Raw genomic sequence first — 25,707 nt, forward strand, 5'->3', positions numbered from 1 at the left:
GATCTTCAGCACCAGCATCGAGATCAGTGCGGAGAAGAAAATCGCCGTGCCGGTCGCGGAGATCGGATCGAGTTTGAACACGGCCGGGATGGCGGCTTCCTGCAACGAACCGCCGCCGTTATTACGCAAGTCGATGACCACGCCGTCGACCTTGTCTTTCTGCAGCTCGGTCAGCAACTTCTTGACGTCGCGGGTGGTGCTCTTGTAGTCCGGATCACCGGCACGGAACGCCTTGAAATCGAGGTAGAAGGCCGGAATCTCGATCACGCCGAGTTTGTAGTCCTTGCCATCCTGTTTCAGGCTGAGGATCGACTTTTTAACGGCCTGATCTTCAAGCTTCACCGCTTCACGGGTGATCGGCACGATCTTGGTGGTCTGGTCGTTCGGCGCATTGCTGGCCGGAATCACTTCCAGGCGCACCACGGTGCCTTTCGGACCACGGATCAGCTTGACCACTTCGTCCAGGCGCCAGCCCACCACGTCGACCATCTCTTTGTTGCCCTGGGCAACGCCGATGATCTTGTCGGCCGGGGCGACCATTTTGGTTTTGTCGGCCGGGCCGGCAGGCACCAGACGCACGACTTTTACCTGGTCGTTGTCGCTCTGCAACACGGCGCCGATGCCCTCGAGGGACAGGCTCATGTTGATGTCGAAGTTCTCCGCGTTATCCGGCGACAGATAGTTGGTATGCGGGTCGTAGGACATGGCGAAGGTGTTGATGTACGCCTGGAAGATGTCTTCCGGACGGGTCTGGTCCAGACGCGCCAGCTGATTCTTGTAACGCTTGGTCAGCGTTTCCTGAATCTGCTTGTTGTCCTTGCCAGCGATCTTCATGCGCAGCACTTCGTCCTTGACGCGTTTGCGCCACAGGTCGTCGAGTTCTGCGGTGGATTTGAGCCAAGGGGCGTCCTTGCGATCGATCAGCAAGGTTTCCTTGGTGGTGAAGTCGATTTTGTCGACGCCTTTGTTCAGCTCGGCAAGGGCGAAGTCCAGACGCGCTTTGACGCGGTCCAGGTAGCGCTTGTAGATGGTGAACCCGGCGTTCAGGTCGCCGCTTTTGAGGAAGTCGTCAAACTGGGTTTTCCATTTGTCGAATTCGGCAATGTCGCTGGCCAGGAAGTAGCTGCGCGACGGATCCAGCAGCTTGAGGTAGCTGTCGTAGATGATTACCGAGCGCGCATCATCAAGCGGCGGCTTGCTGTAGTGATGACGTTTGAGCAGCTCGACGACGTTCAGGCTGGCGATCACTTCGTCACGATCAGGCTGAAGGTTGTCCCAGCTATTGGCTGCAAACGTATTGCTCGACATCGGCAGCAGGCCGATACCAATGAACAGGGCGAGGGCGGTGCTGGGAAACAAATGCTTCATGCTGATTCGACGCGGGGACAATTGATCACGCATATTAGGCCGTCTTTGAAGTCGCCGGTCCGTGAAGAGCCGGTCGCATAATGCAAGAAAGCCCGGCGCTACAGCTACGGGCTCAGTCCGGACTCACTATGGAGGCACTGTGAAGGCATTGCAAGGCGTGGAAGGTCGAGTGGAGTGGGTTGAAGAGCCGAGTCCTGCATGCGATGTAGGACAAGTTCGCATTCGAGTGGCGGCAGCGGGTCTCAATCGCGCCGATTTGTTGCAGAAAGCGGGCTTGTATCCGCCACCGCCGGGGGCCAGTCAGGCACTGGGTCTTGAGTGTTCGGGGGTGATCACCGAAGTCGGCGCGGGTTCATCCTGGCAGGTCGGTGATCGGGTTTGCGCCTTGCTGGCCGGGGGCGGGATGGCCGAAGAGGTGGTTGTCGACGGGCGGCATGTGTTGCCTGTCCCCGAAGGTTTGTCCCTGGCCGAGGCGGCTGCGTTGCCGGAGGTGTACGCCACCGTCTGGTTAAATTTATTTCATCTGGCCGCGCTCAAACCCGGTGAGAAAGTTCTGCTGCACGCCGGAGCAAGTGGAATCGGTTCAGCCGCCATTCAGCTGTGCAAGGCCTTTGGCAACCCGTGCTGGGTCAGCGTGGGTTCCGCCGAGCGTCTGGCTTATTGCGAAGCGCTGGGCGCCCAGGGTGGCGTGGTACGCAACGGTGATCTGGAGGGCCTGGCCGACTTGGGCCCGTTCAACGTGATTCTCGACCCGGTCGGTGGCAACTACGCGGCGTTGAACCTGAAACTGATGGCGCTGGACGGCCGTTGGGTGCTGATAGGTTTGATGGGCGGGCGCGACGCGAAGCTGGACCTGGCGCAGGTGCTGGCCAAGCGCGTGCAACTGCTGGGTTCGACGTTGCGCAGCCGCGACGATCAGTTCAAGGCGGATCTATTCAGTGAGCTAAGTCAGCATGTCTGGCCGTTGTTTGCGGAAGGGCGTTTGAAGCCGCAGTTGGCGCAGACATTCAACATCAAGGACGCCGAAGCGGCGTTCGCGCAGCTGGCGACTAATACCGTGGCGGGGAAGTTGGTGTTGGTGATCGATCAGAGCCTGACTTGACGACACTGAACCTGTGGGACGGGCTTGCTCGCGAAGAGGGCGTGCCAGTCGATATCCATGTTGAATGACACGCCGCCTTCGCGGGCAAGCCCGCTCCCACAGGGGTTTTGTGTTACTGCCAGAGCCACCGCGTCATCGTTCATCGCGGGCAAGCCAGACTCCCACAGGTACGGCGCAATCCTTGTGGGAGCGGGCTTGCTCGCGAAGAGGGAGTGTCAGTCGATATCAGTGTTGAATGACGCGCCGCTTTCGCGGGCAAGCCCGCTCCCACAGGGGTTTGTGTTACTTCCAGAGATGGATCGGCCAGCCGGCCTTTTGTGCGTGCTCCAGCAACACCGGGTCCGGGTTCACCACATGCGGGAAATCGACCTTCAGCAACAGCGGCAAATCGTTGCGTGAGTCGGAATAGAAACTCGCGCCTTCCAGGTTTTCCTCTTCGGCATCCAGCCACTCCAGCAAACGCGTGATCTTGCCTTCGCGGTAGGTCAGGGTGCCGACCGTGTTGCCGCTATAAACGCCATGCGTCACTTCCAGTTCGATACCCAGAATCTCGTCGATGCCCAACCGTTCGGCAATCGGCCCAACCAGGTGCGTGCCCGACGCCGAGATCACCAGGATCCGGTCGCCGGCCTTGCGATGGGCGGCGATGGTTTTGGTGGCGTCGCTGAAGATGATCGGCTCGATAAAGTCTTCCACCCACGGGCCGACCAAATGCGCGACTTCTTCCGGCGTGCGCCCGATCATCGGTTCCAGGCTGAAGGTCATGTAGTCCTCCATCCGCAACTTGCCGTGGCTGTAAGCGTCCATCAATTCGTCGTTCTGCCGCATGAACGACTCGGGATCGACCCAACCCAGGCGGCCCATTTGCTCGCTCCAGAGGGTGGCGCAGTCGCCGTGGATCAGGGTTTCGTCCAGATCAAAAATTGCCAGGGCCATCAGTGCAGTTCTCTCTTCAACATCAGCGAAGGCATCAGGCTACCTCACACAGGGCCGTCGGATCGATGGAAAGTGCCAGGCGTTTTCCATCGGGATGCAGGTCGGCCGCCGAGCGGTTCAGCACATCCACCACCAGTTCCACGCCCCGGGCTTCGACCCGGTAGCGAATCACGTTGCCCAGTAAGCTGTGGCTGCGGATTTGCGCGTCGAGGTCGCCGTTCAGGCTCAGTTCGATGGCTTCCGGGCGAATCGCGATGCGGTGGGTGATCGGCCGCTGCAACAGCTTCGAGGCGGCGTCGGCATCGAGCAGGTTGTAGTTGCCGATAAAGCCTGCGGCAAACACATCCACCGGCGCGGTGTAGAGGGTTTCGGCGTCGCCGCTCTGTACGATCTTTCCCTGATTCATCAGGAAAATCCGGTCAGACATGGTCAGCGCTTCTTCCTGATCGTGTGTGACGAAGATCGTGGTCAGGCCCAATTCACGCTGAATCGCACGGATCTGCTCGCGCAAGTGCTTGCGAATTCGCGCATCCAGGGCCGACAGCGGTTCGTCCAGCAGCAACAGCCGTGGCCGGGTGACCAGCGAACGGGCGAGGGCCACGCGCTGACATTGGCCGCCAGAGAGTTGATGCGGATAGCGCGAGGCGAAGTCGTTCAGCTCCACCAGCTTCAGCACTTCGGCGACCCGCCTGTGGCTGTCGTCGGCGTTGACCTTTTGCATGCGCAAACCGAAGGCAACGTTTTGCTCCACGGTCATGTTCGGGAACAGTGCGTAACTCTGGAACACCATGCCGATGCCGCGTTTTTGCGGGCTCATCGGCACCAGATCGACCCCCTCCAGCAGGATCTTGCCGCCATCGACCGCGGTCAGCCCGGCGATGCAGCGCAGCAGCGTGGATTTACCGCAACCGGACGGGCCGAGCAGGGTGACGAATTCACCTTTCTGGATCTCGCAGTTGATGTCGCTGAACACCGTGGTGCCCGCGTAATTCTTTTGCAGATGTTGGACGCTGACATAGCTCATTCGCTTTTGTCCTTGTTCAAGATATTGGCCGCCCAGGTCAGAACCAGCACAAAGAAGAAATAGGAAATCACCAGCGCACTGGTGAAGTGGCCGCTGCTGTTGCGCATGTTGTTGAGGTAAACCTGCAGGGTTTCGTAGCGGGTGCCGACGAGGATGTTGGCGAACACGAATTCACCGAACAGGAACGAAAACGACAGCAGCAACGCCACCATCAGACCCTTGCGCAGGTTCGGCAACACCACCAGGATTGCCGCCTGGAAAGTGCTGGCACCGAGCAGTTGCGCGGCGTCCATCAGGTCGCGGAGGTTGATCGCTTGCAGGTTGTTGGTGATCGCCCGGTACATGAACGGCAGCGCGACGGTGAAGTAGCAACCGATCAGAATCCACGGCGTCCCCACCATGGCAAACGGCCCCGAGCCGTAGAGCTGCAATAGCCCTACGGACGACACCACCGGCGGCACCGCAAAGGGCAGCAGGATCAGGATGTTCATCAGCGCATCCAGTTTCGGGAAGTGGTAATGCACCACAAACAGCAGCGGCAGAATCAGCACCACCGACAGTATCAGCGCGCCGACGCAGACCAGCAGCGACTGCCCGAATGCGTGCAGAAAACGCGGATCGCTCCACAGCTGGATGTACCACTTGAACGTAAAGCCGCTGGGCAGGATCGTCGCCGACCAACTGCTGGCAATCGAGTAGATCAGGGTGCCGAGCAGCGGCAACAACAGAATGGCGAACAGCAGGTACACCACGACCCGGTGATAGACACCGACAGGGCCCAATTCAGCGCGAGACATGGTAGCTCCTCTTCAACAGCAACTGATGGACGATGGTCACCAGGGTCATCAACGCCACCAGCACCACGGCCAGCGCACTGGCCAGGTTCGGGTCCAGGGAAATGTCACCGGAGACCATCGCTGCAATGCGGATCGGTAGCACGTTGAAGTTGCCGGTGGTCAGCGCGTAGACCGTGGCGTAGGCGCCGAGCGCGTTGGCCAGCAGGATCACGAACGTGCCGAGCAGCGCAGGCGTCAACACCGGCAAACCGATGTGTCGCCAGAATTGCCAGCCGCTGGCGCCGAGCAGTTCGGCGGACTCGCGCCAGTCTTCGCGCAGCGCGTCGAAGGCCGGGTAGAGCAGCAGCACGCCGAGCGGAATCTGGAAGTAGGTGTAGAGGATGATCAGCCCGGTTTTCGAGTACAGGTTGAAATCCTGAATGATCCCCGCCTGCTTGAGCATGATCGTGAAGCTGCCGTTGAAGCCCAGCAGAATGATGAACGCGAAGGCCAATGGCACGCCGGCGAAGTTGCTGGTCATGTTGGCGAAGGCGTTGACGAAGTTGCGCAGTTTCGAATCGACCCGGCGCAGCGAATAGGCGCCCAGCACCGCGATGATGATCCCGAACACGCTCGACCAGAAACTGATCTCGAGGCTGTACTGGATCGCCTGCAAATAGAATTTCGAGCTGAAGATTTTGGTGAAGTTCTCGATGCCCCAGCCGAACTCTTCCGATTGCAGGCTGTTGATCATCACCCACACCAGCGGGGCGATCTCGAACACGATAAAGAACAGGGCGAAGGGCACCAGACACAGTGCCGCCAGCCATTTGCCGCGGGTCATGGCATTCACTTGAGCAGCTCCTGGCACACAGGTTTGTCGTGGGGCACGCCGAGCAGTTCGCAGACGGTGCCGCAGATTTCGGTTTGTTTCGGTGCGGCGTCGGCGTTGAAACTGAACGCGTCGCCGAGGACGAACAGCGGCACTTCGCGTTCTTCCGGCAGCAGGCCGTTGTGCGAGCGGTCGTTGTTCATGCCGTGGTCGGCAGTCACCAGCACCTGATAACCGGCGTCGAGCCAGGCTTGCAGGTAGTCGGCGAGAATGATGTCGGCCGAGCGGGCGCTGTTGCGGTATTGCGCAGTGTCGAGGCCGTGCTTGTGCCCGGCGTCGTCGATGTTCATGGGGTGAATCAGTAAAAAGTCCGGCGCGTGACGCAGGCGAAGGTTTTCGGCGTCGGCGAACAGGTGTGAATCCGGGTAATGGTCGTTCCAGTAGAAATGACCGTGTTGAATCGGCAGTTGCGGGTCGTCGGTGTGACGGTCGCGGGCGGCCACGAAGGGTGAGCGGTTATACAACTCGCTGACCCAGTGATAGGCGGCAGCCGCGGTGGTAAGGCCGGCGTCGGTGGCGTAGTGATAAATGCTGCGCTGGTTGGACAGGCGCGAGACGTTGTTGTGGACGATGCCGCTGTCGATCGGCGTAACGCCGGTCAGGATGCATTCGTACAGCGGTCGGGACAGGGCCGGCAGTTCGCACTCCAGTTTATAGAGCGCTGCGCGACCTGCGCCGACGTAAGCCTGCAAGTGCCCCATGGCATGGCGCGCGACCTCAAAGTTGAGGCCGTCGAGCACGACAAGGATGACGTTGTGCTTCATAGGGGCAAAACTCCGCAGAACAGCAATATCGAAGACTTGAATTCAACCCGGTCCACGGTGGGAGCGGGCCTGTGGCGAGGGGACTTGCCCCCGTCGGGTCGCGAAGCGGCCCCGGAATCAGAAATTCCGGGGCTGTGCTGCGCAGTCCAGCGGCGGCAAGCCCCCTCACCACAGAGGCTCGCTCCCACGGGGATCTTTGTCGGATCACACCGTGGGTGCCGCCATCACTTCATTTCGACGAGGACTTCTTCGTTCCACTTCTGCGGCAGCGCCTTCGACGTTTTCTCCCACGCATCCGCGTCCTTGATCGGCGTCACGCCCTTGTACTGCTCGTTCGGCAGCAGCTTGGATTTGACGTCTGCCGGCAGGGTGACGTGCTCGGCGCGGATCGGACGGGCATTGCCGCGTGCCAGGTTGATCTGGCCGGCGTCGCTGAAGATGTATTCGCGGGTCAGCTTGGCGGCGTTCGGGTTCTTCGCGTACTTGTTGATGATGGTGGTGTAACCGGAAATCACCGAACCGTCGGACGGAATCAGCACGATGTAATCATCCGGGTTGGCCATCTTCGCCTTGTAGCTCAGGCCGTTGAAGTCCCAGACCACGCCGACTTCGATCTCACCTTTTTCCATGGTGGCGATGGTCGGGTTGGCCATCGACAGGCGACCCTGTTTGGCGATGCCTGCGAACAGCAACAGAGCAGGCTGGATGTTTTTCTCGTCGCCACCGTTGGCCAATGCCGCGGCCAGCACGCCGTTGGCCGCTTGAGCCGCGGTGCTCACGTCGCCGATGGACACTTTGTATTTGCCGGTTTTCAGGTCAGCCCACTTGGTCGGTGCTTCGGAACCGTGCAGCAACTTCTTGTTGATGATGAAGGCGATGGTGCCGGTGTAGGCCAGCGCCCAGTTGCCGTCCTTGTCCTTGGCCCAATCCGGGACTTGCGCCCAGGTGGTTGGCTTGTACGGCTGCACCACGCCTTGTTTGACCGCAATCGGGCCGAAGGCGGCGCCGACGTCGCCGATGTCGGCACTGGCGTTGTCTTTTTCAGCGGCGAACTTGGCGATTTCCTGCGCCGAGCTCATGTCGGTGTCGATGTGTTTCAGGCCGTAGGTCTTGGCCAGGTCTTCCCACGTGCCTTTCCAGTTGGCCCAGTCATCGGGCATGCCGACGCTATTGACCGCGCCTTCCGCTTTCGCAGCGGCTTCCAGTGTTTTCAAATCATCAGCGGCCATGGCGGCGGTGCACATGGCAATGGTCGAGCCTAACAGTGATGCCAGGAAAAGCTTTTTCATCCGAAGCTCCTTTGGGCGTTTTCAACGCTGCGATTGCGGTTGTGTTGGTCTAGGTCAGCAATACCTGAGCCAATTTAGGCGGCAGTCATGACATTTTGATGTCGATGATCGGTCAGCCACGATTTTTTGCCGGGCAATGCTCAGGCCTCGGAGTAAGCGTAGACCATGGCTAACGGGCTGATATGAAAGGACTTGGCCGCGAATTTGCACGCGTGTAAGTCAACCGTTCGGCGGCTTTGTCATCTGCCAGTCATAAGCAGTGCCTAGGCTTGCAGGGAGTTGATGGAGCCGGTTTGAGTCACGGCTCTGCCCCGAAACAGTGCTGGTCTAGTCCAGATAGGTAACGTTGATGCGCATCGAGACCACCAAAGCGGTGACAGCCATCGGGCAGGTTCTGCAAGAACAGCTCGACCATGGGCTGTTGGCGCCGGGGAGCAAGTTGCCGGCCGAGCGCAAACTCAGTGAGTTGTTCGGTACCACGCGGATCACCGTGCGTGAAGCGTTGTTGCAATTGGAAGCGCAAGGGCAGATTTATCGTGAAGAGCGTCGCGGCTGGTTCGTGTCGCCGCCGCGCCTGGCTTACAACCTGATGCAACGCAGTCACTTTCACGCGATGGTCAGTGCGCAGGGGCGGGTGCCCTCGACCGAGGTGATTTCGGCGCGGTTGCAGCCGGCGTCGGCGGCGGTGTGTGCCTGGTTGCAATTGCCGGCGTTGTCGAGCGTGATTCAGATCTGCCGTTCACGACGGATTGACGGGCGGCTGGTGTTGTATGTGGAGCACTATTTGAACCCGCAGTTTTTTCCGGGGATTCTTGAGTTTGATTTGAATCAGTCGATCACCGAGCTGTATGCCCGGCATTACGATTTGCACTATGGGCGGGTGCGGTTCGAGATGGTGCCGACGGCGTTGTCGGTGGATGCGGCGGCGGCGTTACGGGTGTCGGTGGGGAGTCCGGGGCTGCGAATCGCTCGGGTCAATTATGATCAGCGGGGGCGGTTGATCGATTGCGATCTTGAGTTCTGGCGCCATGATGCGATTCACGTCGGGGTTGATGTGGTTTGACCCTGCTGGCCACCGGTGGCCGTGGCAACTTGCACGCTCATGCGCGGCGTCGCCAGGTCCAGCCCGGCCTCGTCCAGATGCCGTTTGAGGGACAGGTTGAAGGCCCGTGACACTTCCCACTGTTTGATCGGCGCGGTCTTGAACCGTGCACGTAAAATCGCATTGCCCGATTCAAAACTTTCGACTCCCTGGATTTCCAGCGGCGACCAGATGTTGCGGCGTTGCAACGGGTCGGTGCGCATTTTCTGCCCGACTTCGCGCATCAGTTTGATCGCCTCGTCGATGTCCATGTTGTACGGCACCGCCACCCGGAAAATCGCGTAGCCGAATTCCCGGGAGTAGTTCTTGATGCTTTTGATTTCGCTGAACGGGATGGTGTGGACGATGCCGTCGATGTCCCGCAGGCGCACGGTGCGGATGGTCAGGCCTTCGACGGTGCCGAGGTGGCCGCCGACGTCGACGTAGTCGTCGATGGCCAGCGAGTCTTCGATGATGATGAACAGCCCGGTAATCAAGTCCGCGACCAGCGACTGCGCACCGAAACCGATGGCCAGGCCGATCACCCCGGCGCCGGCCAGCAGTGGCGTGACGTTCATGCCCATGTTCGCCAACGCAACGATCAACGCGACGATGAAAATCGCCACGAACAGCACGTTGCGGATCAGCGGCATCATCGTCTGCGCGCGGGCGTTGGCCAGCCCTTTGCGCGAACGGGTGAGGGCGTGGTGCACGGCGGTGTCGCTGAGAATCCAGATCAGCCAGGCAAAAATCAGCGTGCCGGCCAGGCTGAACAATTTGACGCTGACTTCATGCCCTTCGCCCTCGGTGAAGGTGATCAGCGACATGCCCCACACCCGCAGGCCCAGCTCGATAAACACCAGCCACACCAGCAGATGCGCGAGGGTGTAGAAAAAGCTTTTCAGGCGATCCGAATAGAGCGCGTGGCGTTTCACGCGCTGCGGTTTCAGCGAATGGCGCCGCACCAGACCGTTGATGACCATGCACAACACCAGCAGCACGGTGCAGATCAGCGACTGACGCAGCGCGGTGCTGGTGTCGCCAGCGGAAATGAACGTGGCGAGCAGCGAGATGCACACCAGGACAAGCGCCGGCATGTACCAGAAGGTGCCGAGGATATCGATGGTGTCGCTGAGGGCGCGGCGGGTCAGGCGCCGGGACAACGGCTGATTACGGATCAGGTGGGCGATAGGGCGGCGGAAGCGCAGGATAAACAGCCCGGTCGACAGCGCGGCCAGTACGTTGGCAGTGGTCGCGGCGGTGTGAGCCAGGTGAGTGCCAAGGCTTGCCACCAGGCGCGGGTCGTTCAGGGCTTCACCGAAGGCGGCGAAGCTGCCGATCAGCCATAACGGGCGAAAGGCCTGGTGCCGCAGGATGTACAACGCGCGGTGGCGGTGCGGACCGTCGAGCACCGAAAACGCGATCACGCAGATCGCCGAGAAACAGGTGCCGACCACCAGCGCATAGGCCAGCACCATCGCCAGGCTTTTGCCCAATGACGAGGGCAGGGCGTAGCTCATGTAAACGGTGATGACCAAGGCAATCAGCCACGGTCCGAGTTTGCGCAGGGCGAAGCGCAGCATGTCGAGGGCCTTGGGGTGTTGCGGCAGTTCTTCGGTCAGGCCGAAGCGCATCCGCACCCGATGTCCAAGCCAGATCAGCGCCGCCGCCAGCAGGCTCCAGACCATCAGGATCATGGCGAACCCGAAGATGATCGGCAGCCATTCACTGGCCGGCAGCATCAGCGCCTTCAATTCATCCCCGGCCAGGTCGAACTCTTCGGACCAGCGCGTGATCGGGCTGTCGGCGCCGGTGAATTGTTTTTCAAAACTGGCGAGCGTGCCGCCGATCAGTCCGAGGACACCTTCTTCGGCGGTCGGTTGGGCTTTCTTGGTGACGTCGCGCAGCTTCTTCAGGTCGGCCAGCAATTTGCTGCGCTGCTGATCGTTTTCCAGGGACTTGATCACCTCGTCCAGCGATTGCCCCAACGGCTCCTGCGCTTGCGGCTGGGGCGGCGTTGTCGAGTTGCTGAGCAAGCTCGGCAAGCCGACCGCCTGGGCAGGCGCCATCGGCAGCAACGTCATGAAGCAGACCAGGAAAAAGCACGGCAGGGCGAAAAGACGAGCGAACACTAGGCGGTCAACCTTGGAATGAGCAGATCGACCGAGTGTACGAGCCCGTCAAAACCAATGCGAGACGGCGCAGAGGATTTATTCGTTGAGTTTGGCAAGGATTTTGAAAACCACGGTGGCAAGAATGGTCAACATGCCGATCCACATGGCGAACACGCCGGCGTTTTTATCGCGGAAGTTGAAGCCGATGGCCAGCAGGATCATCCCGGTCAGAATCGGGATCAGCATGGCGTGGAACGAAGACATCGAGATCATGGCGACAGCCTTGTCAAAAGGAATAGTTAAAGTCTAGGTGGCTTTTGGGTGGCCGGTGGTGATGTGTTTCAGGGATGAGTCATGCTGATCCTGAACTTGTATCGTTCGAGCGGGCGCCTTCACGAGCAAGCTCCACATTGAACATGTGGGAGCGAGCTTGCTCGCGAAGCTTTTGATCCGCCGGGTTACGGCAACTCGCGGCAGGCGTAGAACGCGCTCAGCACCTTGACCAGGTGCGCCAGGTCATGGCTGCCGCACAGTTCGCGGATCGAGTGCATGGCGAACGTCGGCAGGCCGATGTCCACGGTGCGCACGCCCAGGTGGCTGGCGGTGATCGGACCGATGGTCGAGCCACAGCCCATGTCGCTGCGCACCACGAAGCTTTGCACCGGCACTTCCTCGGCCATGCACAGATGGCGGAAGAACCCGGCGGTTTCGCTGTTGGTCGCATAACGCTGGTTGCTGTTGACCTTGATCACCGGGCCGGCGTTGAGTTTCGGGCCGTGGTTGGCGTCGTGCTTGTCTGCGTAGTTGGGGTGCACGCCGTGGGCGTTGTCGGCCGACACCAGCAGCGATTTCTGAATGGTCCGTACGAATTCGTCCCCCTCAGGCAGCAGGCGACGCAGGGTTTGCTCAAGCATCGGGCCGTCGGCGCCGCACGCCGAGCAGGAGCCGACTTCTTCGTGGTCGTTGCACACCAGCACGCAGGTTTCGTCGGTTTCGGTGGTCAGCAGCGCTTGCAGGCCGGCGTAGCACGACAGCAGGTTGTCGAGACGCGCGCCGGCAATAAAGTCGCCATGCAGGCCAATGATCGCGGCACTTTGAGTGTCGTAGAAGCTCAGCTCGTAATCGAGCACCACGTCCGCGTTCAAGCCATGTTCCAGCGCCAACTGATTGGTCAGCACCGCACGGAAGTCGACGCGCTCGTCGCCGGCAAATTGCGCGAGGATCGGCGGCAGCTCGGTCTGCGCGTTGATGGCCCAGCCCATATTGGCTTCACGGTTGAGGTGAATCGCCAGGTTCGGAATGGTCGCAATCGGTGCCTTGAAGTCGATCAACTGGCTCTCGACCTTGCCGTCACGGCGAAAGGTTACGCGCCCGGCCAGCGACAGGTCACGGTCGAACCACGGGGCCAGCAGTGCGCCGCCATAGACTTCGACGCCCAGTTGCCAGAAACCCTGACGTTGCAGTTCTGGCTGCGGTTTGACCCGCAGGCACGGGCTGTCGGTGTGGGCGCCGACCAGGCGAATGCCACCCAGCAGCGGCGAATGGCGGCCCATCTTGAACGCGACAATCGAGGAATCGTTGCGGGTGACGTAGTAACGACCATTGGCTTCGGTGGTCCATGTCTCGCGTTCGTCCAGTCGAACAAAGCCTGCCGCTTCCAGACGCTGAACAAGGCTGGCAGTGGCATGAAACGGGGTAGGGGAGGCCTTGAGGAAGTCGATCAGGCCTTGGTTCAACTCTTCGCGCATAAGAAGCTCCAGACAGCAGTGGCGGGAGTTTAACGTATTGGCTGGAGGCTTTGGGCATGACGTGAACGGCTCACGTCAGCGCGCCGCTTCCACCCGCTTTTTCAGGTATTTCATGATGATCCGCTCATCTTCGGGCTTTTCCGGCTTGGGCAGTTGCGCGGGCCAGCCTTGCTGCGCTTCCAGCAGTTTTTTCTGACGGCTGCGGTCCCAGCGAAGAATTTCCCGCGAGGCGCATTCCCACCATTCGTGTCGGCAAGCCGTGTAGTACGGGTGATCGGGCGCGGCGCTGCCGTACAACAGATCACGGCCAACCTTGCGCATGACGCCGCTCTGGTGGCGCAGTTTCCATTTGATTTTCAGCCGCTGCCAGGCCGACGGGAAGGGTTTGACACGGGGCACGTCACGGCACAGGTCAACCAGATCCCGGCTGAACTGCTCGCCATGCTGGGAGAAGAAATACGCCTGCATCGCGTGGAAAAAACGTTTTTCCGCGAAGTAGTGATAGACGTATTTCCTGGCTTCCTTGACAGGCCGGTCGCGCATGGCGAACGACAGGGCGATCTGCTCGATGGTGTGAATGTCGAAGCCATCGCGGGTCCATGCGTCGATGAAGCCGATCGACGTTGCCAGCAGGGCGCTGTCGCGATCGGTCACGCCGCACAAACCGCTGTTGTACAGCTTGAAGCCGTTGTCGGCGGTGACGCCGTGAGCGCGCAGGCACACGCCGAGTTTCACGTAGTCGGCGCGTTCACAGACGGTCTGCCAGTCGTACTCGAAGCGATCCATCAAGTAATGGCCGGGCAGAATGTGCTTGAACGCCAGGTTCGGGTCGCTGGTGAACAGCGTGTCGGTGTCGACGAACAGGGTTTTTTCCGCGAACTTCAGGCCTTCGGCAATGGCGCAGGCCTTGCGGCGATGGTGATAACCGTTTTCGCCTTGCCACAGGTTCAGCGTGTCCTGGGTCAGGAGCACGGTTTCTACCGGCCAGCCGGCGTAGTCCTGCGGGCGATCCGTGAGGATGCGGATGCTCGGCAGGTTGCCGTTTCGGGCGTGGGACAGCGCGGTCAAAATGCTGAACTTGGCTTCGCGCCGGTACACGTCCTGGTTGCCGTAAATCAGATAGAGCAATTGGTGACGGGGTTTTTTGACGGGTGCTACCAGGGAATCAGTAAAACTCATCGGTATGAAATCCTTTGGCAAATGCGGGCGACTGCGTACCCGGCAATGCTTAAAACGGTGCCGGGCATTCGAAGCGCAAACGTTCGCCGGTCTGAGGATGGGTGAAGCCGAGCATGCTGGCGTGCAGGCACAGGCGCGGCCAGGCAGCGAGGGCTTGCTCGTGGGCATAGAGCCCGTCGCCCAACAGCGGGTGGCCGATGGAAAGCATGTGCACGCGCAATTGGTGAGAGCGGCCGGTGATGGGGGTCAGCTCGACGCGGCACCAGTCGCCACAGCGTTCCAGCACGCGCCAGAAGGTCAGGGCGTGCTTGCCGAATTCGTGGTCGACCACATGGCGGGGCTTGGTTGGCGGATCGTAACGCAAGGGCAGATCGATGCTGCCGCTGTCCAGTTCCGGTTGTCCCCAGCACAGGGCGGTGTAGGCCTTTTCGGTTTCGCGGTCGTGAAATTGCCGAGACAGTTCGCGATGGGTATCCGGGTCGCGGGCCAGCAGAATGATGCCGGAGGTTTCCCAATCCAGGCGATGGACGATTCGCGCTTCGGGGTAGCCGTTTTCCTGCAGGCGGGTGATCAGGCAATCCTTGTTGTCATCGGCCCGGCCAGGGACGGAGAGCAGCAGGGTGGGTTTGTTCACCACCAATACGGCGGCGTCCTGATGAATGATGCGGATGTTCGACAACGGCATGAAACAGCCTCGTAACAAACGCCAACGGCGGCTCGGCCCCCTCAAAACCCTGTAGGAACCCGTGGCGAGGGGGCTCGCCCCCGTTTGAGTGCGTAGCACTCACAAGACCTTCGGTATGTCGAAAGTCTTGGGGTTGCTTCACAACCCAACGGGGGCAAGCCCCCTCACCACAGGTCGCCTCACAGGGTCTGGAAACCTGAGCCGCCGTGGCTCCAGCAGGATCGACTAGCGATCCGGCAGGGTGATATTGAGTTCCAGAATCGAGCAGCTGCCCTGGTTTTCCAGTGCAACGTGCACGTCATCGGACCCGATATTGACGTACTTGCGGATCACTTCCACCAGTTCCTTCTGCAAGGCCGGCAGGTAGTCCGGGGTACTGCGTTGGCCGCGTTCATGCGCCACGATGATCTGTAGACGCTCTTTCGCTACCGATGCGGTACTTGGCTTCTTGTTGGCACGAAAGAAGTCAAAAATGTTCATTACCTACCTCCAAACAGGCGCTCGAAGAATCCCTTCTTCGTGACATCGAGGAAACGATGTTCCACGGTTTTGCCCAGCAGACGATCGACCGCATCGCTGTACGCCTGACCGGCGTCGCTCTGGTCGTCGAGAATCACCGGCACACCGGAGTTGGAGGCCTTGAGCACTGCTTGCGATTCCGGAATCACACCCAGCAGGGTGACAGCCAGAATCTCTTTGACGTCTTCCACACCGAGCATTTCGCCATCGCTGACCCGTTGCGGGTTGTAGCGAGTCAGCAGCAGGTGTTCCTTGATCGGGTCTTCGCCTTTCTCGGCGCGGCGCGACTTGCTGGCCAGCAGGCCGAGCATGCGGTCCGAGTCGCGTACCGAGGACACTTCCGGGTTGGTCACGACAATCGCTTCATCAGCGAAGTACATGGCCAGGTGGGCGCCTTTCTCGATGCCGGCCGGGGAGTCGCAGACCACGAACTCAAATTGTTCCTTGAGCTCCATCAGGACTTTTTCCACGCCTTCCTGGGTCAGCGCGTCTTTGTCGCGGGTCTGGCTGGCAGCCAGGACGTAGAGGTTTTTCCAGGCGTTTGTCTTTGATCAGGGCTTGCTGCAGGTTGGCTTCGCCGTTGACCACGTTGACGAAGTCATACACCACGCGACGCTCGCAACCCATGATCAGGTCGAGGTTACGCAAACCGACGTCGAAGTCGACGATAACTGTTTTGTGACCACGCAGTGCGAGGCCGGTACCGATAGCGGCGCTGGTGGTGGTCTTACCCACACCACCCTTGCCGGATGTAACCACGAGAATCTTGGCCAAGGTGTTTCACCCCTAAGGAAAAAGGACTTTTAGCCCCTGAAAAACATCTCTTGAAAAACTACTGCAGTCGGACAGCCTTGGCTGGAATCCGGTCCTGGGCGGCGCATACCTGCGGTAAACACTGCTTTCGACCTTTTTCCTACTTCGTTTGAGCCGTTTTCGCTACGTTTTAGAGATGCTTGGAAAATGCGGCAGTATCCGTTAAAGCCGAATGATGTTCAACACGTCGCCTGACAGGCTGACTTGCACGCCGGCACCCCACAAAGGGTCGCGACGCAGATCCTCGGAGACCTTGTAATGGCCTGCGATGGAGACCAGTTCAGCGCTCATTTGCTGACAGAAGATCCTGGCCTTCGTGTCGCCCTTGACGCCGGCCAGCACACGACCGCGCATCGGGCCGTATACATGGATGTTCCCATCGGCGAGAAGTTCCGCACCCGGGCTGACCGAGGAGATCACCACCAGGTCGCAACCCTGGGCGTAAATCTGCTGGCCACCGCGTACGGGCGAGGTGATGATTTTCGTCGGCTTGATGGTCGGCTCGGGCGGTTTTTCCGGTTTCTTTTTGACTTCGCCTTCATGCGGATCGAGCGCACGCTCACGGGCGCCGGACGGCGGCAGCACGGGCAGGTCGACGGCAATGGCGGCGGCGATGTCTTCGATGCGGCTGGCACGGATCGCCAGGGTGCGCAGGCCATGCTGGCGGCACACGCGCATCAGGCCTGGCAGATCGACCGCGCCTTCGCTGGCCGGGAGCTTGTCCAGGGCCAGCACCAGCGGCGCGTTGCTGAAGAAATTCGGCGCCTGAGCGACCTTGGCGGCCAATTGCCGATCAAGGGTCTCGAGATCGTTTCGGGCCAGCTCCAGCACCGTAATGGCGAGCATGCTGCCCTTCAACTGGAACACCGGATCTTGGTCTTGCGGTTCGGTTCGGCTCATGGTCGGCATACAACGGCTTGTCACTAAAAGTGCCGAGACTTATAACGAGAACGCCCGCAAGCCGCAAGCCGGGTCGAACGATGTAGAATGCGCGGCCATCGTCTTTCCGGAAGCTTTAATGGATCGCCCGCGTTTTCGAAAAACATTTCTCATGCCGCGTTTCTGGCCGCTGTGGTGCGGTTTGGGGTTGTTGTGGCTGATTGTTCAGTTGCCGTACCCGGCGTTGCTGTTTACCGGCCGTCTGCTGGGCGCCGCGATGTATCGCCTGGCCGGCGACCGACGGCGCATTGCCAAGCGCAACCTTGAATTGTGTTTCCCTGAAAAGTCCGCTGCCGAGCGCAAGCGCCTGCTCAAGGAAAACTTTGCCTCCACCGGCATCGCCTTCTTCGAAATGGCCATGAGCTGGTGGTGGTCGCGTCAGCGTCTGGCCAGGCTTGCCCACGTCGAAGGCCTGGAGCATCTGAAGAAAGCCCAGCGCGATGGCAAGGGCGTGATTTTGATGGCGGTGCATTTCACCACCCTGGAAATCGGCGCGGCGTTGCTCGGCCAGCAGCACACCATCGATGGCATGTACCGCGAGCACAAAAATCCGCTGTTCGACTTTATCCAGCGCCGTGGCCGCGAGCGGCATAACCTCGATTCGCTGGCGGTGGAGCGCGATGACGTGCGCGGCATGCTCAAGCTGCTGCGCGCCGGGCGGGCGATCTGGTACGCGCCGGATCAGGACTACGGCGCCAAGCAAAGTATTTTCGTGCCGCTGTTCGGCATTCAGGCCGCGACCGTTACCGCCACCAGCAAATTTGCCCGGCTGGGCAAGGCGTTGGTGGTGCCGTTCACCCAAGAGCGTCTGGCGGATGGCAGCGGCTATCGGCTGACGATTCACGCGCCGCTCGACGGGTTTCCCGGCGAAACCGAAGAAGCCGATTGCATCCGCATCAACCAGTGGGTCGAAAGTGCCTTGCGCGAATGCCCCGAGCAATACCTCTGGGCCCATCGCCGCTTCAAGAGCCGCCCGCCGGGCGAACCCAAGTTGTACAAAAAACGCGGTTGATCCCTTTAAGCATCCTGGAGTGTTGCGATGAGTCCTGCTGAACCGGTTACAGGGTTGATTCTTTCCGGCGGTGGGGCTCGGGCGGCGTATCAGGTGGGTGTGCTGGCGGCGATTGCCGAGTTGTTGCCGCTGGGTGCGGCCAATCCGTTCCCGGTGATCGTCGGCACTTCGGCCGGGGCGATCAACGCGGTCAGCCTCGCCAGCGGGGCCATGGATTTTCGCGCGGCCATCGAGCGCCTGACCGCGTTCTGGCAAGGCTTTCGCAGCCATCTGGTGTTGCGCAGCGACTGGCCCGGCGTGATCAGCCAGGCCAGCCGTTTTGTCGGCCACAGCCTGCTGGGGATCGGCGCGCAAGTGCCGGTGGCCTTGCTCAACAGTTCGCCGCTGCGCGGATTGCTCTACGACAAATTGCACATGGCCGGCATCGCCGAGTCGATTGCCCAGAAGCAGCTGCATGCGGTGGCAGTCACCGCATTCGGCTACGAGTCCGGGCAGGCCGTCACGTTCTATCAGGGCGGCGGCACCATTGACGCCTGGTTGCGTCATCGGCGGATCGGCGTGCCGACGCAGTTGAGCGTCGAGCACTTGCTCGCCAGTTCCGCCATTCCGCTGCTGTTTGCGCCGGTGAAAATCGGCGAGGAATATTTTGGCGATGGCGCGGTGCGCCAGTCAGCACCGATCAGCCCGGCCCTGCACCTGGGCGCCAGTCGCGTGCTGGTGGTGGGCGTCAGCGGCAACCCGCGCGGCGTCGACCCGCAGCAGCCGTTGCAGCGTACCTACACCGGACAACAGCCGACCCTGGCGCAGATCGGCGGCCACATGCTCAACAGCACGTTCATCGACAGCCTGGAAAGCGACATCGAGTTGCTCCAGCGCTTGAATCAGTTCAGCCATTTGATGCCCACCGGCACGCCGACCCGCGCGCTGGGCGTGGCGCCGGTGGAGGTGCTGGTGATTTCGCCGAGTCAGCCGATTGATGAGATTGCGGCGCGCCATCGCCGGGAATTGCCGGCGGCGTTGCGCGTGTTCCTGCGCGGGCCGGGGGCGACCAAGACGAGTGGGGCGGGGGTGTTGAGTTATTTGTTGTTCGAGGCGGGGTATTGCAGCGAATTGATTGACTTGGGGCGCCGCGATGCGTTGGCCAAGCGTGAAGAGCTGTGCCGGTTTCTCGGGTTGCCGCAGGTTTGAGATTGGCGGTGTGGCTATTCGCGAGCAAGCCCGCTCCCACAGGGAATCTTCAGCGCAACAAAGATCTACTGTGGGAGCGGGCTTGCTCGCGAAGGCGTCTTCGCAGACGCCAACCAAATCAATTCATCAGAAGTGGAACTTGACCAGGAAGCTCGTCACGTTCTGATTGGTGGTGAATGCACGGGTATCGTCGATCCCGTACTTGTCTTTCCAGTAGTCGTACTCGACACCGACATACAGCTGCTTGGCGCCGAAATTCAGCGCTTTGCCCAAGTCGTATTTGACCTGTGGGTTGAAGTGGAGGTTGGCGTGGTAGTCGCCTTTGGAGTTGGTGTCGTTGTCCGTCACCCAGTCCATGTAACCATCGATCAGGATGCTCGAGTCGCCGACCGGAATGGTGTAGGACCACACCGGCGTGATCTGCCAGACGTTTTTGCCCGCACGGCCGTTGTCGGGGTGACGCTGATAGAAATTCAGCTGGAAGTAGTCGAAGCCCGGGATCGCCAGGTCGAAGCCTGGACCGATCAGGTAGGCCTCGGTATCGCCTTCACCGAATTCATAGGTCATCGCCAGTAGCACGTCTTTGATCGGGCCGAATTCGATTTTCTGATCGAGGACTTTGCCCAGGGAAATACGTGGCTGGAATTCGCCGTAGTACGTGTTCGGGCCGACGGTGTAGTCGTCCTTGCCGTTGTAGAAAATCTTGTCGACGAAGAAGAAGTTATCCCCATATTTCCACGCGTCGGCATGCTCGAAGGTGACGGTTTGCTGGATGGCCGGGTTGACCTTGAAGTCCTTGCCATAGAGGTAGGTCAGGCTGTTGTTCTGCCATTGCAGCAAGTCGCCGGCCATGGCTTGGCCACCGGCCAGTAACGATCCCGCGAGCATCAGGCTGGTGCACGTACGTTTCATTCGGTTGCTCCCAAAAAGTAGGTGGTTCCACGTTATTTTTTTAAGGTCGGCGCTCTGGTGTGGCGCCTTTTCTTGTTGCTGTAAAAAGTCATCCATCCGGTCAGCTTTGTTGCTGTTAGCAAGAGCTGAGCCAAGGCTTTCAAAAAGCCAAAAAACTCCCGCCCGGCTGCTCAAGAACAGTCGATCGAGAGGGGATTTGGAGTGCCTTGGTACCGTCCAGCGCCGGGATAAGTTGGCGTTCTGGTCAGGAATTAAATCCGGGCTTTTTTTTAAAGCGGATTCAGGCGGCCGCGGAGAATACTGACTCCTTGGCCAGGTCTCAAGTGCCCCGCAACAGCGCACCGACGACAGGTTTGGGGCACGGCTGTCGGCCGTTGATCGGTCGTTGTTCAACGACAGGCTTGAGTCGGTAAAAACCATCTGTTGCTCCCACTTGTTCTTATTGTTGAGGCAGGCAGTTGCTGACCCTGTGGGAGCGGGCTTGCTCGCGAAAGCGTCGTATCAGTCGAACTATGTGTTTCTGACACAGCGCCTTCGCGAGCAAGCCCGCTCCCACAAGGGGTTTTGTGTTTTTCGGGCTAGTGCGTGTGGGCGCGGCAGTCGTTGATGGCCGCGCGTTCCTTGCCGCCAAGAATGTTGAACAGCAGGTTCAACGCCAGTGCACTTAAAGTCGCCATGGCGATGCCGCTGTGGGTGATCGGGCTCATCCACAGTGGCAGGTGGGCGAAGAATTCCGGACGCACCACCGGGATCAGGCCCATGCCGATGCTCACCGCCACCAGCAACTGGTTGCGACGGTCACCGATGTCGGCTTCCTGAAGAATCTTGATGCCGGTGGCGGCGACCATGCCAAACATCGCAATGGCCGCGCCGCCGAGCACGGCAGGTGGAATCGACGCCACCAGAAATGCCGCTTTCGGCAACAGGCTCAACACCACCAGCAACCCGCCGGCGACGATGGTCACCGAGCGGCAACGCACGCCGGTCATCTGCACCAGGCCGATGTTCTGGGCAAAGGAAGAGTGAGTGAAGGTGTTGAAGAAACCGGCGAAGAACGACGCGGCGGCGTCACACAGCAAGCCGCGACGTAGCATGCGTGGGCAGACCTCCTGATCGGTGATTTTGCCCAGCGCGAGGAACATTCCGGTGGACTCGACGAAGATGATCACCACCACCAGGCACATCGACAGGATCGGTGCGAGGTCGAACGTCGGCATGCCGAAATGCAGCGGGGTGACGATCTGCAACCACGGCGCCTGAGCCATGCCGCTGAGGTCGACCATGCCGATCAAACCGCAGACGACGTAGCCCAGGCACATGCCGATCAACACGGAAATGTTGACCCAGAAACCGCGCATGAAGCGGTGCACCAACAAAATGCTGACCAGCACCAGTGCAGCAATGGCCAGGTAAATGGGGGAGCCGAATTGAGCGGCGCCGGCACCGCCGCCCGCCCAATTGACGGCCACCGGGAACAGCGACAAACCGATCGAGGTGATGACCGTGCCGGTCACCAGCGGCGGGAAGAAGCGCACGACTTTGGACATGAACGGCGCGATGAGCATGCCGAAGAAACCGGCGGCGATGGTCGCGCCGAAGATCCCTTGCAAGCCGATCCCCGGCATCCCGGCCATGGCGACCATGCTGCCGACGGCGGCAAAACTGGCGCCCATCATCACCGGCATGCGAATGCCCAGCGGGCCGATGCCCAGCGATTGCACGATGGTGGCGATGCCGGCCACGAGCAGGTCGGCGTTGATCAGGAAGGCGATTTCTTCACGACTCAGGCCGGCGGCCTGTCCGATGATCAGCGGCACCGCGATGGCGCCACCGTACATCAGCAGAACATGTTGCAGACCGACCAGGATCAGTTGCAAAAGGGGCAAACGCTGAATGGCGGGTGCGTCGGGGATGCGCGCTTCGGATAGCTCGGACATGCAACACCTCGGATCTTTTTATTCTTGTGATTTTTTGCAACAGGCAACCCTGTGGGAGCGGGCCTCTGGCGAGGGGCTTGCTCTGGTTAGGGAGCTTGCTGTGGTGAGACGGCCCGCTGTGGCGAGGGGGCTTGCCCCCGTTCGAGCGCGAAGCGGTCGTAAAACCAACGAATGCGTTCCTCCAGACGGAGCGCGATTGTTGAGTTTAGGGCTGCTTCGCAGCCCAACGGGGGCAAGCCCCCTCGCCACAGAAAGCCCTCTCACCACAGCAGGCCCTCTCACCACAGCAGGCCGTCTCACCACAGAAAGCCCTCTCACCACAGCAGTCCGTCTCAGCACACAAGCCCGTCAGCCATACAGGCCCAACCGCCACAAAGGCGTCTTGCTTAGTTGGTCCGGGCTCCCTGGTTGATCCAGGCACCGATCAAGTCACGCTCTTGCTGGGTCATCTGGGTGATGTTGCCCAGTGGCATGATCTGGCTGGCGACGGCTTGCGCCTGGATCCGCGGGGCGTTCTGGCGGATCTGATCCGGGGTATCGAACATCACACCGGCCGGTGCCACGCTGAACAACGGGCTGGTCGGTTTCGCCGAGTGGCACACCGCGCAACGTTCCTGAATCACGCTGTGCACCTTGTCGAATGCCGGGCCCTGGCTGGACGCCTGGGCCGGTGCGGCGGCAGGCGCGGCAGGCTTCGCCGCTTCGGGTTTGGCGCCACCCCCCACGGCCGTTTCCGGCAACGGTTGGTACTCGATGGCCTTGGCCACTTCAGGGGCGGTCGACATCGGCGCAGGCCCGGTCACATACGCCAGGCTGATCATGCCGACCGCTGCCACGGGCAGTGTCCAGGCAAACTTTTGGCTGTCATGACGGGTGTTGAAGTAGTGACGCACCAACACCGCCAGCACCGCGATCCCGGCCAGGATCAGCCAGTTGTATTGGCTGCCGTAGGTGCTCGGGAAGTGGTTGCTGATCATGATGAACAGCACTGGCAAGGTGAAGTAGTTGTTGTGACGCGAACGCAGCAAGCCTTTGGCCGGCAGTGCCGGGTCCGGCGTGCGGTTCTCGGCAATCGCCGCCACCAGTGCACGTTGCGCCGGCATGATGATGCGGAACACGTTGCCGACCATGGTCGTGCCGATGATCGCGCCGACGTGCAGGTACGCACCACGACCGCTGAACACTTTGCTGAAGCCGTAAGCGGCCGCAATGATCAGCACGAACAGGATGCCGCCGAGCAGGGCAGGGCGTTTGCCCAGGGCCGAGTCGCAGAGGAAGGAGTAGACGAACCAGCCGATGAACAGCGAGCCGATACCGATGGCCACGCCTTCCGGGCCGCTCAGGCTGCTGCCCGGTGCCAGCAGGTACAGCGTCGGGTTGGAGTAGAACACCACGCACAGCAGCGCGATCCCCGACATCCAGGTGAAATAGGCTTCCCATTTGAACCAGTGCAGGTTGTCCGGCATGGTCGGCGGAGCCAGTTTGTATTTTTCCAGGTGATAGATACCGCCGCCGTGGATCGCCCACAGATCGCCCGCCAGACCGCTTTTCGGGTTGACCCGATTGAGGTTGTTTTCCAGCCAGACGAAATAGAACGACGCACCGATCCAGGCCACGCCAGTAATCATGTGAACCCAGCGCACGCTAAGGTTCAGCCATTCGAACAGATGTGCTTCCACAGTCTTTACCTCTCGCCTGTCACTCTGTTGTCGAGTGATCAGACCTTCTCTTATTGGTGGGGGGCGAGGATCAAACGCTCATCCTCTTTGAAAAAATGCTCATCGCAGTTATTGCCTGTGCCACTGCGATCAACCACCAGGAAGTCATCCCGCTTTTCGATCGTCAGCACCGGATGGTGCCAAACGCCGCGATGGTAATTGATGCCCTGCCTGCCGTTGGTGACGAAGGCGCGGACCAAGCCTGATACAGGTTCATCGCCAAGGGGCGCGACCACGATCAGAAAAGGGTTGCCGAGCAGCGGGATGAAAGCCTGGCTGCCCAGCGGGTGACGCTCCAGCATGCTGACAGTCAACGGCATGTCCTGCGCATCGGCGCGGAAGATGCTGATGATCGCGTGGTCTTCTGGCGTGGCGGTTTGCACCGTCGCCAGTTTATGAAAGCGCATGGTCGAACCGTTGTTGATCATGAAGTGATCGCTGCCGTCGGTTTCGATCACGTCACCGAAAGGCGCGAAGGCTTCTTTGGTCAGCGGTTCAATCGTCAATGTGCGCATGCGGGTCTCTTATCCGAATTCTGTGTTGTTGGTTCTATTGCTATCGCTGGCAAGCCAGCTCCCACAGGTTTTGTGTACACCGCAGTCCCTGTGGGAGCGGGCTTGCCCGCGAAGGGCACACCGCTTATTTAGCGACCTTGCCCAATACCCGCAAGCGACTCACGCCACCATCCGGGAACACATTGAGGCGGATGTGGGTGATCGGGCCCAGCGCCTTGATCTGCTCGGCGAAGGTGTGTTCGGCATGCATTTCCAGTTTCTGCGCCGGCAGCAGTTCGCGCCAGAACAGCGATTGGGTTTCGATCTGGCTGTCAGTGCCGCCCTTGACGAACGCGCCCTGGATCGAGCAGGTGTCCGGGTAGTTGCCTTTGAAGTGCAGGGTGTCGACGATGATTTTTTCGATCTCGCCCGGATGGCCCAGCGCGACGATGACCCAGTCATTGCCCGGCGTGCGACGACGTGCGGTTTCCCAGCCGTCGCCCATGTTGATGCCACGGCCGGGGTTGAGGATGTTGCTCATGCGACCGAAGTGTTCGTCGGAGCAGGCTAGGGCGCGGCCACCGTTCAGGGCTGCGGCCAGGTCGACTTGCTCGTTGTCACCCACGGCCGACCAGTCGCGGTGCGGCACACCGTACACGCGCAGACGCGCTACGCCGCCATCCGGGTAGATGTTGAAACGCAGGTGGCTGAACGCCTGGTCGTTGTTGATTTCGTGGAAGTGGTGACTGTTGCCTTGCAGCTCGACGGCCGACAGTACTTCAACCCACTGGGTGTTTTCGGTCGGTTCGCCTTCCGCCAGGAAACAGGCTTCCAGGGAAGCCGAAGGCGGGAAGTTGCCGGTGAAGAATGAAGTGTCGATGTCCACGCCTTTGATCGAACCCGGTACGCCCAGGCGGATCACGGCGCTGTCGTAGCCTTCAAAGCGCTTGCGGCGCGACTCCCAGCCGTCCATCCACTTGCCGTTGTCATCGAACACGCCCTCCTTCCAAACGGCCGGGGTCGGTTGGAACAGACGGTTGGCGTCTGCAAACCAGTCATCGGTGACCGAGATGATTTTGGTGCCCAGGCGGGCGTCGGCCAGGTTGACGAACTTCTCGAAAGGTACGGCGTAAGCTTTCATTCTTCTTGTCTGCCTTTAATTAGTTGGCTTGGGATGCTTGCAGGGCCCTGGGCGATGTATGCGTTCAGTGTCGCTC

Annotated in this window: 23 protein-coding genes and 1 pseudogene; 4 read left to right on the forward strand and 20 right to left on the reverse strand. The window is 60.3% G+C overall.

Going from position 1 to position 25,707, the window contains the following annotated elements; all coding sequences use genetic code 11:
- On the reverse strand, positions 1 to 1,368 hold a 1,368-nt coding region (locus ACQKP4_RS10680), incomplete at its 3' end, for a S41 family peptidase (protein WP_427632900.1).
- Positions 1,369 to 1,507: 139 nt separating this feature from the next.
- Here ACQKP4_RS10680 and ACQKP4_RS10685 point away from each other — a divergent pair.
- A complete protein-coding gene (locus tag ACQKP4_RS10685) occupies positions 1,508 to 2,470 on the forward strand; it encodes a zinc-binding dehydrogenase (RefSeq protein ID WP_427632902.1) in 963 nt (320 codons plus the stop codon).
- Positions 2,471 to 2,752: 282 nt separating this feature from the next.
- On the opposite strand, the gene ACQKP4_RS10690 is transcribed toward ACQKP4_RS10685, so the two are convergent.
- The 6 genes from ACQKP4_RS10690 to ACQKP4_RS10715 all read right to left on the reverse strand — a co-directional run bounded on the left by ACQKP4_RS10690 (position 2,753) and on the right by ACQKP4_RS10715 (position 8,151).
- Positions 2,753 to 3,406, reverse strand: a complete 654-nt coding sequence (locus ACQKP4_RS10690) for an HAD family hydrolase (RefSeq protein ID WP_427632904.1) — start codon at positions 3,404 to 3,406, stop codon at positions 2,753 to 2,755.
- A gap of 34 nt (positions 3,407 to 3,440) precedes the next feature.
- The gene (locus ACQKP4_RS10695) at positions 3,441 to 4,430 is read right to left on the reverse strand and encodes an ABC transporter ATP-binding protein (protein ID WP_427632906.1); all 990 of its coding nucleotides are present in this window, start codon (positions 4,428 to 4,430) and stop codon (positions 3,441 to 3,443) included.
- Complete coding sequence (locus tag ACQKP4_RS10700; protein WP_427632908.1) at positions 4,427 to 5,227, reverse strand: ABC transporter permease; 801 nt, start codon at positions 5,225 to 5,227, stop codon at positions 4,427 to 4,429. Before ACQKP4_RS10700 ends, ACQKP4_RS10695 begins: the two co-directional genes overlap by 4 nt.
- Positions 5,214 to 6,050, reverse strand: a complete 837-nt coding sequence (locus ACQKP4_RS10705; protein ID WP_427633000.1) for an ABC transporter permease — start codon at positions 6,048 to 6,050, stop codon at positions 5,214 to 5,216. Before ACQKP4_RS10705 ends, ACQKP4_RS10700 begins: the two co-directional genes overlap by 14 nt.
- 5 nt (positions 6,051 to 6,055) lie before the next feature.
- Positions 6,056 to 6,862, reverse strand: coding sequence for an alkaline phosphatase family protein (locus tag ACQKP4_RS10710; RefSeq protein WP_427632910.1), 807 nt, complete (start codon positions 6,860 to 6,862; stop codon positions 6,056 to 6,058).
- A 224-nt stretch (positions 6,863 to 7,086) separates the two neighbouring features.
- A complete protein-coding gene (locus ACQKP4_RS10715; RefSeq protein WP_427632912.1) occupies positions 7,087 to 8,151 on the reverse strand; it encodes an ABC transporter substrate-binding protein in 1,065 nt (354 codons plus the stop codon).
- Positions 8,152 to 8,500: 349 nt separating this feature from the next.
- Here ACQKP4_RS10715 and ACQKP4_RS10720 point away from each other — a divergent pair, with 349 nt between their 5' ends.
- Positions 8,501 to 9,214 (forward strand): UTRA domain-containing protein, encoded by a 714-nt coding sequence (locus ACQKP4_RS10720; RefSeq protein ID WP_427632914.1) that lies wholly within the window; start codon positions 8,501 to 8,503, stop codon positions 9,212 to 9,214.
- On the opposite strand, the gene ACQKP4_RS10725 is transcribed toward ACQKP4_RS10720, so the two are convergent.
- The 8 genes and pseudogenes from ACQKP4_RS10725 to minC form a co-directional block, all read right to left on the reverse strand.
- Positions 9,190 to 11,364, reverse strand: coding sequence for a mechanosensitive ion channel family protein (locus ACQKP4_RS10725; RefSeq protein ID WP_427632915.1), 2,175 nt, complete (start codon positions 11,362 to 11,364; stop codon positions 9,190 to 9,192). The two genes, ACQKP4_RS10720 and ACQKP4_RS10725, sit on opposite strands and share 25 nt — an antisense overlap.
- Positions 11,365 to 11,442: 78 nt before the next feature.
- Positions 11,443 to 11,619 (reverse strand): hypothetical protein, encoded by a 177-nt coding sequence (locus tag ACQKP4_RS10730; RefSeq protein ID WP_427632917.1) that lies wholly within the window; start codon positions 11,617 to 11,619, stop codon positions 11,443 to 11,445.
- 185 nt (positions 11,620 to 11,804) lie between these two features.
- Positions 11,805 to 13,094, reverse strand: coding sequence for a M18 family aminopeptidase (locus ACQKP4_RS10735; RefSeq protein ID WP_427632919.1), 1,290 nt, complete (start codon positions 13,092 to 13,094; stop codon positions 11,805 to 11,807).
- Between the two features lie 75 nt (positions 13,095 to 13,169).
- Positions 13,170 to 14,273 (reverse strand): hypothetical protein, encoded by a 1,104-nt coding sequence (locus ACQKP4_RS10740; RefSeq protein ID WP_427632920.1) that lies wholly within the window; start codon positions 14,271 to 14,273, stop codon positions 13,170 to 13,172.
- A gap of 49 nt (positions 14,274 to 14,322) precedes the next feature.
- Positions 14,323 to 14,958 carry an RluA family pseudouridine synthase gene (locus tag ACQKP4_RS10745; protein ID WP_427632922.1) on the reverse strand — a complete coding sequence of 212 codons (636 nt, stop codon included), beginning with the start codon at positions 14,956 to 14,958 and terminating at the stop codon, positions 14,323 to 14,325.
- Between the two features lie 225 nt (positions 14,959 to 15,183).
- A complete protein-coding gene (gene minE, locus ACQKP4_RS10750) occupies positions 15,184 to 15,438 on the reverse strand; it encodes a cell division topological specificity factor MinE (RefSeq protein ID WP_007944431.1) in 255 nt (84 codons plus the stop codon).
- Positions 15,438 to 16,251 (reverse strand): annotated as a pseudogene (minD, locus tag ACQKP4_RS10755) (septum site-determining protein MinD). The gene minE and the pseudogene minD overlap by 1 nt, the downstream one beginning before the upstream one ends.
- Positions 16,252 to 16,452: 201 nt before the next feature.
- Positions 16,453 to 17,190 carry a septum site-determining protein MinC gene (minC, locus tag ACQKP4_RS10760; RefSeq protein WP_427632924.1) on the reverse strand — a complete coding sequence of 246 codons (738 nt, stop codon included), beginning with the start codon at positions 17,188 to 17,190 and terminating at the stop codon, positions 16,453 to 16,455.
- Between the two features lie 118 nt (positions 17,191 to 17,308).
- On the opposite strand from minC, the gene ACQKP4_RS10765 reads away from it, so the two are divergent.
- Together ACQKP4_RS10765 and ACQKP4_RS10770 are read left to right on the forward strand one after the other, a co-directional pair.
- On the forward strand, positions 17,309 to 18,241 hold the full coding sequence (locus tag ACQKP4_RS10765; protein ID WP_427632925.1) for a lipid A biosynthesis lauroyl acyltransferase: 933 nt from the start codon (positions 17,309 to 17,311) through the stop codon (positions 18,239 to 18,241).
- 27 nt (positions 18,242 to 18,268) lie between these two features.
- Positions 18,269 to 19,429 (forward strand): patatin-like phospholipase family protein, encoded by a 1,161-nt coding sequence (locus tag ACQKP4_RS10770; RefSeq protein WP_427632927.1) that lies wholly within the window; start codon positions 18,269 to 18,271, stop codon positions 19,427 to 19,429.
- A gap of 126 nt (positions 19,430 to 19,555) precedes the next feature.
- On the opposite strand, the gene ACQKP4_RS10775 is transcribed toward ACQKP4_RS10770, so the two are convergent.
- The 5 genes from ACQKP4_RS10775 to alc form a co-directional block, all read right to left on the reverse strand.
- A complete protein-coding gene (locus ACQKP4_RS10775) occupies positions 19,556 to 20,341 on the reverse strand; it encodes an outer membrane protein OmpK (protein WP_427632929.1) in 786 nt (261 codons plus the stop codon).
- Positions 20,342 to 20,919: 578 nt separating this feature from the next.
- Positions 20,920 to 22,278: a nucleobase:cation symporter-2 family protein gene (locus tag ACQKP4_RS10780; protein WP_427632931.1), complete on the reverse strand. Its 1,359-nt coding sequence runs from the start codon at positions 22,276 to 22,278 to the stop codon at positions 20,920 to 20,922.
- Between the two features lie 386 nt (positions 22,279 to 22,664).
- A complete protein-coding gene (locus tag ACQKP4_RS10785) occupies positions 22,665 to 23,957 on the reverse strand; it encodes a urate hydroxylase PuuD (RefSeq protein ID WP_427632932.1) in 1,293 nt (430 codons plus the stop codon).
- A 50-nt stretch (positions 23,958 to 24,007) separates the two neighbouring features.
- Positions 24,008 to 24,511, reverse strand: coding sequence for an ureidoglycolate lyase (locus tag ACQKP4_RS10790; protein ID WP_427632934.1), 504 nt, complete (start codon positions 24,509 to 24,511; stop codon positions 24,008 to 24,010).
- A 124-nt stretch (positions 24,512 to 24,635) separates the two neighbouring features.
- On the reverse strand, positions 24,636 to 25,631 hold the full coding sequence (gene alc, locus ACQKP4_RS10795) for an allantoicase (protein ID WP_427632936.1): 996 nt from the start codon (positions 25,629 to 25,631) through the stop codon (positions 24,636 to 24,638).
- Between the last annotated feature and the right edge of the window lie 76 nt (positions 25,632 to 25,707).

The sequence above is a fragment of the Pseudomonas sp. NPDC086278 genome (assembly GCF_050280905.1).
GTDB lineage: Bacteria > Pseudomonadota > Gammaproteobacteria > Pseudomonadales > Pseudomonadaceae > Aquipseudomonas.